Origin of the sequence: Burkholderia sp. DN3021 (assembly GCF_049805555.1) — a bacterium.
Taxonomy (GTDB): Bacteria; Pseudomonadota; Gammaproteobacteria; order Burkholderiales; family Burkholderiaceae; genus Burkholderia; species Burkholderia pyrrocinia_C.
Genome location: NZ_JBNCAB010000070.1, coordinates 25,968 through 39,166, shown reverse-complemented (window position 1 = coordinate 39,166; position 13,199 = coordinate 25,968). Strand labels below are relative to the sequence as shown.

14 protein-coding genes and 1 pseudogene are annotated in these 13,199 nt (G+C 66.6%); 9 read left to right on the top strand and 6 right to left on the bottom strand.

The window, feature by feature from the left end:
* Positions 1-395 (top strand): annotated as a pseudogene (locus ACPUER_RS27340) (electron transport complex subunit RsxB); the annotation flags it as partial.
* Complete coding sequence (gene nth, locus ACPUER_RS27335; RefSeq protein WP_072440806.1) at positions 392-1,036, top strand: endonuclease III; 645 nt, start codon at positions 392-394, stop codon at positions 1,034-1,036. The pseudogene ACPUER_RS27340 and the gene nth, both read left to right, overlap by 4 nt.
* 79 nt (positions 1,037-1,115) lie before the next feature.
* On the opposite strand, the gene ACPUER_RS27330 is transcribed toward nth, so the two are convergent.
* A complete protein-coding gene (locus tag ACPUER_RS27330; RefSeq protein ID WP_310138754.1) occupies positions 1,116-2,045 on the bottom strand; it encodes a DMT family transporter in 930 nt (309 codons plus the stop codon).
* A gap of 318 nt (positions 2,046-2,363) precedes the next feature.
* Here ACPUER_RS27330 and ACPUER_RS27325 point away from each other — a divergent pair, with 318 nt between their 5' ends.
* Positions 2,364-2,798, top strand: coding sequence for a DUF1841 family protein (locus ACPUER_RS27325; protein ID WP_034184813.1), 435 nt, complete (start codon positions 2,364-2,366; stop codon positions 2,796-2,798).
* A 99-nt stretch (positions 2,799-2,897) separates the two neighbouring features.
* Here ACPUER_RS27325 and ACPUER_RS27320 read toward each other — a convergent pair whose 3' ends face one another.
* Together ACPUER_RS27320 and ACPUER_RS27315 are read right to left on the bottom strand one after the other, a co-directional pair.
* Positions 2,898-3,257 (bottom strand): c-type cytochrome, encoded by a 360-nt coding sequence (locus tag ACPUER_RS27320; protein ID WP_034184812.1) that lies wholly within the window; start codon positions 3,255-3,257, stop codon positions 2,898-2,900.
* Between the two features lie 40 nt (positions 3,258-3,297).
* Positions 3,298-3,657: a c-type cytochrome gene (locus ACPUER_RS27315; RefSeq protein ID WP_175962842.1), complete on the bottom strand. Its 360-nt coding sequence runs from the start codon at positions 3,655-3,657 to the stop codon at positions 3,298-3,300.
* Between the two features lie 245 nt (positions 3,658-3,902).
* Here ACPUER_RS27315 and ACPUER_RS27310 point away from each other — a divergent pair, with 245 nt between their 5' ends.
* The 5 genes from ACPUER_RS27310 (at position 3,903) to ACPUER_RS27290 (ending at position 9,046) form a co-directional block, all read left to right on the top strand.
* The gene (locus ACPUER_RS27310) at positions 3,903-4,745 is read left to right on the top strand and encodes an AAA family ATPase (RefSeq protein WP_034184811.1); all 843 of its coding nucleotides are present in this window, start codon (positions 3,903-3,905) and stop codon (positions 4,743-4,745) included.
* 26 nt (positions 4,746-4,771) lie between these two features.
* A complete protein-coding gene (locus ACPUER_RS27305; protein WP_034184810.1) occupies positions 4,772-5,947 on the top strand; it encodes a vWA domain-containing protein in 1,176 nt (391 codons plus the stop codon).
* Between the two features lie 57 nt (positions 5,948-6,004).
* Entirely contained in the window at positions 6,005-7,219 is a 1,215-nt protein-coding gene (locus ACPUER_RS27300) for a benzoate/H(+) symporter BenE family transporter (protein WP_425132614.1), read from the top strand.
* A gap of 180 nt (positions 7,220-7,399) precedes the next feature.
* On the top strand, positions 7,400-8,353 hold the full coding sequence (gene tal / locus ACPUER_RS27295; protein ID WP_425132613.1) for a transaldolase: 954 nt from the start codon (positions 7,400-7,402) through the stop codon (positions 8,351-8,353).
* A gap of 240 nt (positions 8,354-8,593) precedes the next feature.
* Positions 8,594-9,046: a VOC family protein gene (locus ACPUER_RS27290; protein WP_072440943.1), complete on the top strand. Its 453-nt coding sequence runs from the start codon at positions 8,594-8,596 to the stop codon at positions 9,044-9,046.
* A gap of 89 nt (positions 9,047-9,135) precedes the next feature.
* On the opposite strand, the gene mctP is transcribed toward ACPUER_RS27290, so the two are convergent.
* From mctP to ACPUER_RS27275, 3 genes are all read right to left on the bottom strand, one after another.
* Complete coding sequence (mctP, locus tag ACPUER_RS27285) at positions 9,136-10,686, bottom strand: monocarboxylate uptake permease MctP (protein ID WP_175962839.1); 1,551 nt, start codon at positions 10,684-10,686, stop codon at positions 9,136-9,138.
* On the bottom strand, positions 10,683-10,925 hold the full coding sequence (locus ACPUER_RS27280) for a DUF3311 domain-containing protein (protein ID WP_072440815.1): 243 nt from the start codon (positions 10,923-10,925) through the stop codon (positions 10,683-10,685). Before ACPUER_RS27280 ends, mctP begins: the two co-directional genes overlap by 4 nt.
* 199 nt (positions 10,926-11,124) lie before the next feature.
* Entirely contained in the window at positions 11,125-12,042 is a 918-nt protein-coding gene (locus tag ACPUER_RS27275; RefSeq protein WP_034184804.1) for a spermidine synthase, read from the bottom strand.
* Between the two features lie 299 nt (positions 12,043-12,341).
* Here ACPUER_RS27275 and ACPUER_RS27270 point away from each other — a divergent pair, with 299 nt between their 5' ends.
* Complete coding sequence (locus ACPUER_RS27270) at positions 12,342-13,145, top strand: hypothetical protein (RefSeq protein WP_425132615.1); 804 nt, start codon at positions 12,342-12,344, stop codon at positions 13,143-13,145.
* The last annotated feature ends 54 nt before the right edge of the window (positions 13,146-13,199 follow it).

Here is a 13,199-nt window from a genome sequence, read left to right as displayed (position 1 = left end):
CCGCCGAAGCGCGCGCCGCCGCACGCCGCGCGGCCAGTGCCGGCGCTGCGAAGCCGGCCGCAGAACAACCCGCAGCGCAGCCGGGCACGCCGGCCACCGCACCGGCCGCCGACGATGCCGACGCGAAGAAACGCGCGATCATCGCCGCCGCGCTCGAACGCGCGCGCAAGAAGAAGGAAGAACTCTCCGGGCAAGGCGCCGGGCCGAAGAACACCGAAGGCGTGAGCGCGGCCGTCCAGGCGCAGATCGACGCAGCCGAGGCCCGCCGCAAACGGCTCGCCGAACAGCAGGCGCAGCGCGACGCCGAAGCCGCCGCGGCGGACGGCGACGACCACGACGCAGGCAACGACGACCAAGGCGGCCCGGCCGCACCGCCCGACCAGAACGCTCCATGAACGCCAGCAAAAGACACGCGATCTACGAAACGCTGCAGAGCCTCAATCCGCATCCGACCACCGAGCTCGAATACACGACGCCGTTCGAGTTGCTGATCGCCGTGATGCTGTCCGCGCAGGCGACCGACGTGTCGGTCAACAAAGCGATGCGGAAGATGTTTCCGGTCGCGAACACCCCGCGACAAATCGTCGCGCTTGGCGAGGAAGGCGTCACCGAGTACATCAAGACGATCGGTCTTTACCGAACCAAGGCGAAGAACGTGGTCGCGACGTGCCGGATCCTGCTCGAGCGCTACGACGGCGAGGTGCCGGCCGATCGCGAAGCGCTCGAAAGCCTGCCGGGCGTCGGCCGCAAGACCGCGAACGTCGTGCTGAACACCGCGTTCGGCCAGCCGACGATCGCTGTCGACACGCATATCTTCCGCGTCGCGAATCGCACGGGGCTCGCGCCGGGCAAGGACGTGCGCGCCGTAGAGGCCGCGCTGGAGAAGTTCACGCCGAAGGAATTCCTGCAGGACGCGCATCACTGGCTGATCCTGCACGGGCGCTATGTGTGCAAGGCCCGCAAGCCCGAATGCTGGCACTGCGCGATCGAGCCGCTGTGCGAATTCAGGCCGAAGACGCCGCCGCCCAACGAATAAGCGTCAGGCGCGACAGAGGCGCATCGCGCCGGCCCGCCACGCAGGCTCCGTCCGACGTACACGCCCTTCCCTTCCCCGACTACGCGTTGGACGTCGCGGTCGCATCGTCGGCCGCCGCGCCGCCCGCGCGCACGAGCGCCAGCACGGCCGCAAGGATCGCGACGCCGCCCGCCCACTGCAGCGGCGACAGCGCTTCACCGAACAGCAGCGCCGCGAGCGCGACCGTCACGACCGGTTCGAGCGTCGACAGCATCGACGTGCGCGCGGCCCCGAGCCGCTCGAGCCCGGCGAAGAACGCGAGCATTGCCGCGACCGTCGAGACGAGCGCGATCGCGAGCATCGACGCCCAGCCGCCGGCCGTCGCGGGCCAGCGCGGCGGCGCGCCGAACGCCGCGGTCCGCACGACGGCGATCGCCACGAGCGTCGCGGTCGCCGACAGGCAGATGATCGCGGTGGTCGCGAGCGGATCGACGCCGCGCGTCGCCTTCGTGCCGCCGACGATGTACAGCGAATAGATTACCGCGGCGGCCAGCGCGAGCGCGATCCCGAGCGGCTCGCCGTGCCCGCCGCCGACCATCAGCGCCGAACCCGCGACGCACAGCACGAGCGCGACGGCCTTCGCGCGCGTGAGGCGCTCGCCGAGCCACCACGCAGCCAGCAGCGTGACGAACGCCGGATACAGGTACAGCAGCAGCGCGACGAGGCTCGCCTGCGCGTGCTGCAGCGCGCTGAAATAGCAGAACGACTGGCCGACGTAGCCGAGCGCGCCCATCGCCACGAGCGGCGCGAGCGCGCGTGTGCGCGGCCACGCGACACGGCGGTGCCGCGCGATCGCGGCGAGCACCGCGCCGCCGATCGCGAAGCGCACGATCAGCAGCCCGAGCACGTCGACGCCGGCCGCGTATGCGTACCGGCCGAAGATCGCCATCGCGCCGAACGCGGCGGCGGACAGCGCGACGTAGAGCGTGCCCTGCAGGGCGGCGGACGATGAGCGGGCGGTGGCGGTCATGACGGAACGGATGAGAACGGCACGGTGAAGGGAATCGTCGGAGTTTAGCGGCGCGGCGGCGGCAAGCCTAGGGCCCGTTCACGCTTCACGCTTACCCGTTTCGCCGACCCGGTACGGAGCGGCCGCAACCGGCTGCGGATTCAACCGGCCATCGCCGCCCGCACCGCCAGGCAGTCCGCCCCGCTGCCGCTTGCCGCTTGCCGCTTGCCGCGCCAACCGCTCCAGCCCGCCGCCGGGCCGTCTCCAGCGCCGTCCGCCGACCCGGCGTACAATGCGCGACGCGGCACGACGCCGCCCGAATCACGACGTTCCCCCACCATGTTCAATCCAAGCCGCGACGAAGTGCGTCGCTTTTTCACCGAGACCTGGCGCAAGCAGCGCGCGGGCGAGATCCTGACGCCGCTGGAAGCGATGGCGGCCGACTGGATCGTCGAGCATCCCGAGTACCACGCCGAACTCGACGATGCCGACGGCGCGGCCGCGCGCAACTACACGCCCGAGGAAGGCCGCACGAACCCGTTCCTGCATCTGTCGATGCATCTCGCGATCAGCGAGCAGTTGTCGATCGACCAGCCGCCCGGCATCCGCGCCGCGCACGACAAGCTGGCGGCGAAACTCGACTCGACCCATGACGCGCAGCACGCGATCATGGAATGCCTCGGCGAGACGATCTGGGAAGCGCAGCGCACCAACACGCCGCCCGACACCGACGCGTACCTGCAGCGCATCCTGCGCCGCGCGTCGCGCGACTGAGCGCCGCGGCGCCGGCACGCAGCCCCCGGGCCGCGGACAAAAAAATACCCCGCCTCGGCGGGGTATTTTTGCTGCGCGGGCCCGACAGGCCCGTCGCGCTTACTTCTTGAACACGAGATCGGTCTCTTTCAGCGATTCGATGTAGGCCGCGATGTCCTTCATGTCGCTGACCGACAGGCTCTGCACCTGCGCCTGCATGATCGCGTTGTTGCGGCCGATCAGCGGGTTCGTCAGGCCCATCTGGTACTGGCGCATCGCCCACACGAGGTAGTCGGCATGCTGGCCGGCGAGGCGCGGATATTCGGCGTTGATCGGCTTGTTCATCTGCGCGCCGTGGCAGGCCGCGCAGTTGTGCGATTCGACCAGTTCCTTGCCCTTCGTGGTGTCCGCTGCGTGCGCGGTACCGATCGCGAGGCCGGCCGCCAGTGCAACCGCCGCCGTCTTGAATGCGTTGTTCATGAATGCTCCTGTCCCGCCGGAGAGATCGGCGGCGCGCGCTTTACTTGTAGGGATTGTCCTTCGTGTCGGCCTTCTGGGCGGCGTAGTAGGCCGCCAGATCCGCGATGTCCTGGTCCGTCAGCGAACCGGCGACCGCGTTCATCGACGGGAAATGACGATCCTTCTTGCGGTAGGCCTTCAGCGCGTTCTCGAGGTATTGCTGGTTCTGGCCGCCGAGGACAGGCACCCGGTAGACCTCCGGGTACGCCGCGCGGTAGTCCTGGATGCCGTGGCAACCGATGCACGTGGCGGCCTTGCTCGCCCCGTCCTTCGGGTTGCCGACCACACCGGCCGCCTGCGCGCTGCCCGCGAGCGCCACGAGCGCTGCGACAACGACGTGTTTGCCGACGAATTTGTTCATAGCTCTTGTAACCTAGCTTGAGGGGAAACTGGCGCCTAAGCGACAACGGCCCGCGCCGTTTTGCTTATCGGATCGCCACGCAGGCCAAAAAAAACGGCCAGATTGTACCGCGTCGGCAGGGAACGCGTCCACCAGGCGCCCCGGTTCGCCCCGCCACAGCCCCGCTACGATACGCGGGCGCGGCCCAACCGCACAGCCCTTCTGACTTATACTGGGTTTTTTCCCCGATGAAGAAGAGCGCCGCCATGCGTTTCGAAGGGTCCTCGCACTACGTCGCCACCGACGATCTGAAGCTCGCGGTCAATGCCGCGCTGACGCTGCAACGCCCGCTGCTGATCAAGGGCGAGCCCGGCACCGGCAAGACCATGCTCGCCGAGGAAGTGGCCGCCGCGCTCGACATGCCGCTGTTGCAGTGGCACATCAAGTCGACGACGAAGGCGCAGCAGGGCCTGTACGAATACGACGCGGTGTCGCGGCTGCGCGACTCGCAGCTCGGCGACGAGCGCGTGAAGGACATCTCGAACTACATCGTCAAGGGCGTGCTGTGGCAGGCGTTCGACGCCGAGCACCCGAGCGTGCTGCTGATCGACGAGATCGACAAGGCCGACATCGAATTCCCGAACGACCTGCTGCGCGAGCTCGACCGGATGGAATTCCACGTGTACGAGACGCGCGAGACGGTACGCGCGAAGCACCGCCCGCTCGTCATCATCACGTCGAACAACGAGAAGGAGCTGCCCGACGCGTTCCTGCGCCGCTGCTTCTTCCACTACATCCAGTTTCCCGACCCGTCGACGATGCAGAAGATCGTCGCGGTCCACTTCCCCGACATCCGCGAGGAACTGCTGCGCGCGGCGCTCGAGAGTTTCTTCGAATTGCGCGGCGTGTCGGGCCTGAAGAAGAAGCCGTCGACGTCCGAGCTGCTCGACTGGCTGAAGCTGCTGCTCGCCGAGAACCTCCCGGCCGACGCGCTGCGCGGCACGGACGCGAAGCAGATCGTGCCGCCGCTCGCGGGCGCGCTGCTGAAGAACGAGCAGGACCTGAGCCTGCTCGAACGGCTCGTCTACATGAACCGGCACAACCGGTAATCGTCCCCACCCGCGAAGGCCCGGCCATGCTGCTCAATTTCTTCTACGCGCTGCGCGCAGCCAAGCTGCCAGTCTCGGTGAAGGAATACCTGACGCTGCTCGAATCGCTGAAGGCCGGGCTGATCTCGCCGTCGATCGACGCGTTCTACTTCCTCGCGCGGATGACGCTCGTCAAGGACGAGCAGTACTTCGACAAGTTCGACCAGGCGTTCGGCGCGTATTTCCACGGCGTGTCCGCGCTGCCGTCCGAAGCGTTCGACATTCCGCTCGACTGGCTCGAGAAGCGCCTCGAGCGCGAGCTGTCGCCGGAGGAAAAGGCGCAGATCGAAGCGATGGGCGGGCTCGACAAGCTGATGGAGCGTCTGAAGGAACTGCTCGACGAGCAGAAGGAACGCCACGAAGGCGGCAACAAGTGGATCGGCACGGGCGGCACGTCGCCGTTCGGGCATGGCGGCTACAACCCGGAAGGCGTGCGCATCGGCGGCCCGTCGAACGGCAACCGCACCGCGGTGAAGGTGTGGGAAGCGCGCGCATACCGCGACTACGACGATTCCGTCGAGATCGGCACGCGCAACATCAAGGTCGCGCTGCGGCGGCTGCGCCGCTTCGCGCGCGAAGGCGCGGCCGAGGAGCTCGACCTGCCCGGCACGATCCGCAGCACGGCCGCGAACGCGGGCTGGCTCGACCTGCGGATGGTACCCGAGCGCCACAACAACGTGAAGGTGCTGATGCTGCTCGACGTCGGCGGCTCGATGGACGACCACATCAAGCGCACCGAAGAGCTGTTCTCGGCCGCGAAGGCCGAATTCAAGCACCTGGAATTCTTCTACTTCCACAACTGCGTGTACGACCACCTGTGGAAGAACAACCGCCGCCGCCACTCGGAGCGCACCGCGACGTGGGACGTGCTGCACAAGTTCACGCCCGACTACAAGCTGATCTTCGTCGGCGACGCGACGATGAGCCCGTACGAAGTGCTGCAGCCCGGCGGCTCGGTCGAATACAACAACCCGGAAGCCGGCGCCGTATGGCTGCGCCGCCTCGCCGACCAGTTCCCCCATCATGCATGGCTGAACCCCGAGCCCGAGCGGCTATGGGAATACCGGCAGTCGGTCGCGGTCATCCGCGACCTGCTCGGCCATCGCATGTATCCGCTCACGCTCGCGGGCCTCGAAACCGCGATGCGCGCACTCAGCAAGTAACGAATCCAACCAGCAGACACGAAGGCCGCGTCCAGGCGGCCTCCTTCCGGAGATAGCATGAACCCCTCGCCCACCGCGAGCGCGGGCCGCGCCGGCGGCCGCCGCTTTTTCGCCGACACGTCCGTCTCGGCGCTCGTCGCCGGCTTCGTCGCGATGATGACCGGCTACACGAGTTCGCTCGTGCTGATGTTCCAGGCCGGCCGCGCCGCCCACCTCACCGATGCGCAGATCTCGTCGTGGATCTGGGCGCTGTCGATCGGCATGGCGCTGACGACGATCGGCCTGTCGCTGCGCTTTCGCGCGCCGGTCGTCGTCGCGTGGTCGACGCCCGGCGCCGCGCTGTTGATCGCGTCGCTGCCCGGCGTGCCCTACGCCGACGCGATCGGCGCGTTCGTCGTGTGCGCGCTGCTGCTGACGGCCATCGGCATGAGCGGCCTGTTCGACACGCTGATGCGCCGGATTCCGGCCGGCATCGCAGCCGCCTTGCTCGCGGGCATCCTGTTCGAGATCGGCATCGAGATCTTCCGCGCCGCGCAGTTCCAGACCGCGCTCGTGCTCGCGATGTTCTTCACGTACCTGATCGTCAAGCGGCTCGCGCCGCGCTATGCGATTCCGACGACGCTGATCGTCGGCACGGCGGTGGCCGGCGGCCTCGGCCTGCTCGACTTCAGCCGCTTCCACATCGCGCTCGCGCAGCCCGTGTTCACGATGCCCGCGTTTTCGATCGCGTCGATCGTCAGCATCGGCATTCCGCTGTTCGTCGTCGCGATGGCGTCGCAGAACGTGCCGGGCATCGCGGTGCTGCGCGCGGACGGCTATCGGACGCCATCGTCGCCGCTGATCGCGACGACCGGCCTCGCGTCATTACTGCTCGCGCCGTTCGGCTCGCACGGCGTGAACCTCGCGGCGATCACCGCCGCGATCTGCACAGGCCCCGAAGCGCATGAAGATCACGCGAAGCGCTACACGGCCGCCGTGTGGTGCGGCACGTTCTACCTGGTCGCCGGAGTCTTCGGCGCGACGATCGCCGCGCTGTTCGCGGCGCTGCCGAAGGCGCTCGTCGTGTCGGTCGCCGCGCTCGCGCTGTTCGGCTCGATCATGAGCGGGCTCGCGAACGCGATGCAGGACGTGAAGCAGCGCGAAGCCGCGCTCGTCACGTTCATGGTCACCGCGTCGGGCCTCACGCTGCTGTCGATCGGCCCGGCGTTCTGGGGGCTCGTCGCGGGGATCGTCACGCAGGTGATCCTGAACGCCCGGCGCCCGGCGGCGTGACGCGGCTCGCCGCCCGCTGCGGCGGTTGCCGTGCCCACTCCGGGGCACGCCAAAACGTGCCCGACACGAATCGGGCCTAAAATGATGGATCGAAAGCGGCGCCCGGTGCCGCTTCGCTTCGCCGCCGCGCTCGCGCGGCCCGTGAGAACCCGGCGCCCCGCGCCCTTCTTCCGAATCGCCATGACTACCGCACTCGACCAGCTGAAGCAGTACACGACCGTCGTCGCCGACACGGGCGACTTCCAGCAGCTTGCGCAATACAAGCCGCAGGACGCGACCACGAACCCGTCGCTGATCCTGAAGGCCGTCCAGAAGGATGCGTACAAGCCGATCCTCGAGAAAACCGTCCGCGATCATCGCAACGAAAGCGCCGACTTCATCATCGACCGCCTGCTGATCGCGTTCGGCACCGAGATCCTGAAGCTGATCCCGGGCCGCGTGTCGACCGAGGTCGACGCGCGCCTGTCGTTCGACGCGAAGCGCTCGATCGACAAGGCGCACGAACTGATCAAGCTGTACGAAGCAGCAGGCATCGGCCGCGAGCGCATCCTGATCAAGCTCGCGTCGACGTGGGAAGGCATCCGCGCGGCCGAGGTGCTGCAGAAGGAAGGGATCAAGTGCAACATGACCCTGCTTTTCTCGCTCGTGCAGGCCGCCGCGTGCGCGGAAGCCGGCGCGCAGCTGATCTCGCCGTTCGTCGGCCGCATCTACGACTGGTACAAGAAGCAGGCCGGCGCGGAATGGGATGAAGCGAAGGACGGCGGTGCGAACGACCCGGGCGTGCAGTCGGTGCGCCGCATCTACACGTACTACAAGACGTTCGGCTACAACACCGAAGTGATGGGCGCGAGCTTCCGCACGACCAGCCAGATCATCGAACTCGCCGGCTGCGACCTGCTGACGATCAGTCCCGATTTGCTGCAAAAGCTGCAGGACAGCAACGAGACGGTTTCGCGCAAGCTGTCGCCGGAAGCGCTGCAGGACAAGCCGGCCGAACGCGTGGCAATCGACGAGGCATCGTTCCGCTTCCAGCTGAACGACGAAGCGATGGCAACCGAAAAGCTCGCCGAAGGCATCCGCGTGTTCGCCGCCGATGCGGTGAAGCTCGAGAAGCTGATCGACGCGCTGCGCTGAAGCGTGCCGCGCGTCAGCGGCTGTCAGCAGCACTGACAACAGCCGTCAGCAAGCGCGCCGCAAACGGCCGCGAACGTGATGTTCGCGGCCGTTTTATTTTTCATTCCATCGTCAAGCACGCGCACTACAATCCACGTCACGGGTGCGCCGGCCGCCTCTCGACGTACCCCTTCCCAGTCAATCTTGCACGACGCCGAACCCGCGCCGACGCGCGGGCCCGACTCATTACAGGAGACAACGATGCAAGTTCAACCGTACCTGACGTTCTACGGCCGCGCAGACGAAGCCCTTCGATTCTACGAAAAGGCGCTCGGCGCGAAGACGATGTTCAAGATGCATTTCAAGGATGCGCCGCCGAATCCCGAACACGCGATCACGCCCGAGATGGCCGACAAGGTGATGCATGCGAGCTTCACGATCGGCGACTCGATGATCATGTGCTCGGACGGCGACTGCAGTCAGCCGGCCGGCACGCACGCCGGCTATTCGCTGTCGCTGAACCCGGCGACCGTCGAGGAAGGCAAGAAGCTGTTCGATGCGCTCGCCGACGGCGGCGAAGTGACGATGCCGTTCGGCAAGACGTTCTGGGCGCTCGGCTTCGGGATGGCGAAGGACCGTTTCGGCGTGCACTGGATGGTCAACGTCGAGGATCTGTCGCAGCGCGAGGAACTCGCGAAACGCGCGCAGGGCTGACGTAAAAAAACGCCCGCCGCCTCACGGTGGCGGGCGTGTTCGTTGTTGCGTCGCGCGAGCCGCGGCAGGCGGCCACCGCGCCGCCCGCGTCAGCCTTCGACGACGTCGAGATAATCCTCCGGCCGCGTGCGATCCTCCGCATGCGCGATGCCCATCACGCGCACCAGCACGCTCACCACGATCGACACCACGAGGTTCACGATCAGCGACCACACGGCCGCGTAGCCGGGAATCGCGAGGCCGAACAGGTGGATCGTGAAGATCGAGCTCGCGAGCTTCAGCGACACCGCCATCCACGTACCGCACACGATGCCGGCCGCCCAGCCGATCAGCAGGCCGCGATGGTCGAGCAGGCGCGTGTACAGGCCGAGCACGATCGCGGGCAGCGTCTGGATGATCCAGATCCCGCCGAGCAGCTGCAACTGGATCGCGTAGGTCAGCGGCAGCCCGAGGATGAACGCGACCGCGCCGACCTTCACGATCAGCGAAGTGAGCTTCGCGACGTGCGTCTCCTGGTCGTGCGTCATGTTGCGGTTGATGAACTCGCGGTGGATGTTGCGCGTGTACAGGTTCGCGGCCGCGATCGACATGATCGCCGCCGGCACCAGCGCGCCGATGCCGATAGCCGCGAACGCGACGCCGACGAACCACGACGGGAAATACTCGAGGAACAGCGCGGGCACCGCGAAGTTCGGGCCGAACGCCTTGAAGTACGGCGCGTACTGCGGCATGTCCTTCACGCCCGCCGCAAGCGCCATGTAGCCGAGCAGCGCGAGCAGGCCGAGCACGAACGAGTAAGCGGGCAGCATCGCCATGTTGCGGCGGATCGAGTTGCCCGACGACGACGACAGGATGGCCGTGACCGAGTGCGGATACAGGAACAGCGCGAGCGCCGAGCCGATCGCGAGCGTCACGTACGCGCTGTAGCCGTTCAGGCTCGCCGCGTCCGGCGCCTTCAGCAGCAGCTTCGCGGGCGGCACGTGAGCGAAGATCTGCCCGAAGCCGCCGAGCTTCGCGGGAATCACGATGACCGCCGCGGCGATCGTGATGTAGATCAGGACGTCCTTCACGATCGCGATCATCGCGGGCGCGCGCAGCCCCGACGTGTACGTGTACGCGGCGAGGATCGCGAACGCGATGATCAGCGGCAGGTCGCCGACGAAGCCGGTCGTGTCGAAACCGAGCGCGCCGATCACCACTTCGATGCCGACGAGCTGCAGCGCGATGTACGGCATTGTCGCGAGGATGCCCGTCACCGCGATCGCGAGTGCGAGCATCCGGCTGCCGTAGCGCGCGTTGACGAAGTCGGCGGCCGTCACGTAGCCGTGCCGCTTCGCGATGCTCCACAGCTTCGGAAACACGACGAACGCGAACGGATAGATCAGGATCGTATAAGGCAGCGCGAAGAAGCCCATCGCGCCGGCGCCGAACACGAGCGCGGGCACCGCGACGAACGTATATGCCGTGTAGAGGTCGCCGCCGAGCAGGAACCACGTGACGATCGTGCCGAAGCGGCGTCCGCCGAGGCCCCATTCGTCGAGATGGGCGAGATCGCCGCGCCGCCAGTTCGCGGCCAGGAAACCGATGATCGTGACGCCGATGAACAGCAGGACGAAGACGAAGGTTGCGCCGAGATTCATCGCGCACCTCCCTGCGGGCCGCTCGCCTTCCACGCGTTCTTGGTCTTGAAGTACACGAACGCGGTGATCGCCGCGCTAATGAAGACCCACAGCAACTGGTACCAGTAGAAGAACGGAAAGCCGAGCCATTGCGGATCGACCTTGTTGTACGACGGCACCCAGACCATCGCGATCAGCGGCAGCACCAGCAGCCAGAGCCAGCGCTTGGCGGCTCGATTGGCGTCGGCATCGTGAGCCATGACGTCTCCTCATCTTTCCCGGTTATTGATCTTGTTGAGCGGGTACGGCGGCGAGAGGAGCGGCAAAACGGGTAGGCTGCGGCTCCGCTGGCTTCGCGCCAGTATAGGAGCCGCGAGCACGCGGTCAAGCGGGGGCGAACCCGAGGTGATCCGCCCCTTGTCGCGCGGCTGCACCGGCATGCCGCCGGTGCATGAAGCGTCAGATCGCGAACGAGGTGTCGCGTGCGCCGATCGTTTCTTTCAAAGCTTTCACCCACTTGCGCGCGGGCAGCTTCAGCGTGTCCTCGATCAGCTTCGCGCGTGCGTCGAGCTGCGCGAACGGCACGTCGAGCGCGGGGCCCGAGAACGCGATCGCGATCCGGTTGCCGTCGTGCACTTCGGGCAGCGCGATCACGCGATGATCGAACGCCGCGTTCAGGTGCTTCATGTTGCGCACGAAGCTCGGATGATCGCCGAACAGGTTGATCGTCGCGATGCCCGCGTCGGCGAGGCAGCCGCGCACCGCACGGTAGAACGCGACGCTGTCGAGCACGGGGCCGCGCGCGGTCGCGTCGTACAGGTCGATCTGGATCGCGCCCGTCGTGCCGCGATTGGCCGGATCGTTGACGAAATCCCAGGCGTCGGCTTCGTGCACGGCGAGGCGCGCGTCGTCGGGCGGCATCGCGAACATCGTGCGCGCGGCGACGATCACGGCCGGGTTCAGCTCGACGGCCTCGACCTTCGCGTGCGGCAGGAAGCGGTGCGAGAACTTGGTCAGCGCGCCGGTGCCGAGCCCGAGCTGGACGATCCGCTCGGGCGTTTCGAGGAACAGCAGCCACGCCATCATCTGCTGTGCGTATTCGAGTTCGATATGCAGCGGCTTCGAAATCCGCATCGCACCCTGCACCCATTCGGTGCCGAAGTGCAGGAAGCGCACGCCGCCCTCTTCGGAGAACGTGACGGGCGCGAAGCGCGGCTTGCGCGGCGCTTCGAGCACGGGCACGTCGTCGTGTTCGTCGATTTCCGGGCGGCGCTTCACACGCGGCGGCTGGAGTTTTTCGGAGCCGTTGTAGGAGGACGGCTTGCCTTGCTTGAACGCACGCGCCTCGGCGGACGCGCGCTTGATCAGTCGGGTCATGATTGAATCTCTTTGGGTGATGCCGGATGAGCGGACGAGAGGATAGCATTGGTGCGGGGTGGCGGCCGCCGAGACGGATCGCCCCTTGCGCTCCGTCGACCGACCGACGTGCAACCGCGCTCGGCGTGAACGATAATGCATCGCATCGGCGTCAGAGGAAGTTGCCTGATGAAGACCGCCACCTTTCCGCCCGTCCACGTCGAGCCGCAACGGCTCGCTGCTACGACGAGGGACCACATGGCCTCGAACGACAAGAAGAGTTGCTGGAATGGCTCATACTGGAAAACCTGGAGGTTTCAATGGCCGATCACGACAGACAACATCCACTACGCCCGTTCCTGAAAAATTGGGTTTGGGAGCACGGTCGAATCGGGACTCGCTATCTGGACTGCGTCGATGGCGAAATCAAGTTCGATGAAGGCAAGAAATCGCATTTCGCTGCCGAGAAATATATCTACGTGCCCCTGGGCAAGAACGCCGACGACGATGCATCTGCGGACGGTCCTGCGATCCACGAGTCGGGACTCGCCCGCTTTTTGCGGGCTGCGCAGTTGGGCACGCCAGAGGAAGCCGGTTCCGTAGCAGAGGTTCAGCGCGCAGTGCAGGACTGCGTGGAGATCGGCATGTTCAGCGCGTATCAATGGGAGGCTCGAAAGGCATTTGCCCGCTACGCGCAGGAACCCATGTTCGAGGACGAGATCCGCGCGGCGGTTGTCGACGACATTCGGCGAATTTACGTCGGCATGAGAGAGCAGCTGGCGCTGTACGATTTCAGTGTGCTCTACGGCTTGCCCACGCCGCTGCTGATCAGCGATACACCCTTCATCGACTGGCGCGTGATCGCCAGTCCGGCACTTCCGTTCGTATCGCTTCCGCTGGGACCTTACTGCCTGCTGGTAGGCGCGCCGTCGGGCAGGAGTAGCCGAGTCGGCCCGGTGGTCTGGAAGGCCGCTGCCGCGATGGGTCCATTGAAGGACCACAACCGTCGGATCGAGGAGCACGCACGTCTGTGGCTGGTGGCGACCACCGATGACCAACTCGTCGCTGCACAAAGTCGCATTGCCGCGGCCATCGGCGCCAAGCGAGGCGATGCAAAGCCCTAACCCGTGGAGTCGAGTTGCGGCGCGGTAGCATCAGGTTCGGTTTGTCTGTTGCCG

Excerpts from the sequence above, each read along its gene's own strand:
- tal (WP_425132613.1), top strand. The coding sequence starts at position 7,400 with ATGACTACCGCACTCGACCAGCTGAAGCAGTACACGACCGTCGTCGCC.
- ACPUER_RS27290 (WP_072440943.1), top strand. The coding sequence starts at position 8,594 with ATGCAAGTTCAACCGTACCTGACGTTCTACGGCCGCGCAGACGAAGCC.
- mctP (WP_175962839.1), bottom strand. The coding sequence starts at position 10,686 with ATGAATCTCGGCGCAACCTTCGTCTTCGTCCTGCTGTTCATCGGCGTC.
- ACPUER_RS27270 (WP_425132615.1), top strand. The coding sequence starts at position 12,342 with ATGGCCGATCACGACAGACAACATCCACTACGCCCGTTCCTGAAAAAT.
- ACPUER_RS27330 (WP_310138754.1), bottom strand. The coding sequence starts at position 2,045 with ATGACCGCCACCGCCCGCTCATCGTCCGCCGCCCTGCAGGGCACGCTC.
- nth (WP_072440806.1), top strand. The coding sequence starts at position 392 with ATGAACGCCAGCAAAAGACACGCGATCTACGAAACGCTGCAGAGCCTC.
- ACPUER_RS27275 (WP_034184804.1), bottom strand. The coding sequence starts at position 12,042 with ATGACCCGACTGATCAAGCGCGCGTCCGCCGAGGCGCGTGCGTTCAAG.
- ACPUER_RS27305 (WP_034184810.1), top strand. The coding sequence starts at position 4,772 with ATGCTGCTCAATTTCTTCTACGCGCTGCGCGCAGCCAAGCTGCCAGTC.
- ACPUER_RS27300 (WP_425132614.1), top strand. The coding sequence starts at position 6,005 with ATGAACCCCTCGCCCACCGCGAGCGCGGGCCGCGCCGGCGGCCGCCGC.
- ACPUER_RS27310 (WP_034184811.1), top strand. The coding sequence starts at position 3,903 with ATGCGTTTCGAAGGGTCCTCGCACTACGTCGCCACCGACGATCTGAAG.
- ACPUER_RS27315 (WP_175962842.1), bottom strand. The coding sequence starts at position 3,657 with ATGAACAAATTCGTCGGCAAACACGTCGTTGTCGCAGCGCTCGTGGCG.
- ACPUER_RS27280 (WP_072440815.1), bottom strand. The coding sequence starts at position 10,925 with ATGGCTCACGATGCCGACGCCAATCGAGCCGCCAAGCGCTGGCTCTGG.
- ACPUER_RS27320 (WP_034184812.1), bottom strand. The coding sequence starts at position 3,257 with ATGAACAACGCATTCAAGACGGCGGCGGTTGCACTGGCGGCCGGCCTC.
- ACPUER_RS27325 (WP_034184813.1), top strand. The coding sequence starts at position 2,364 with ATGTTCAATCCAAGCCGCGACGAAGTGCGTCGCTTTTTCACCGAGACC.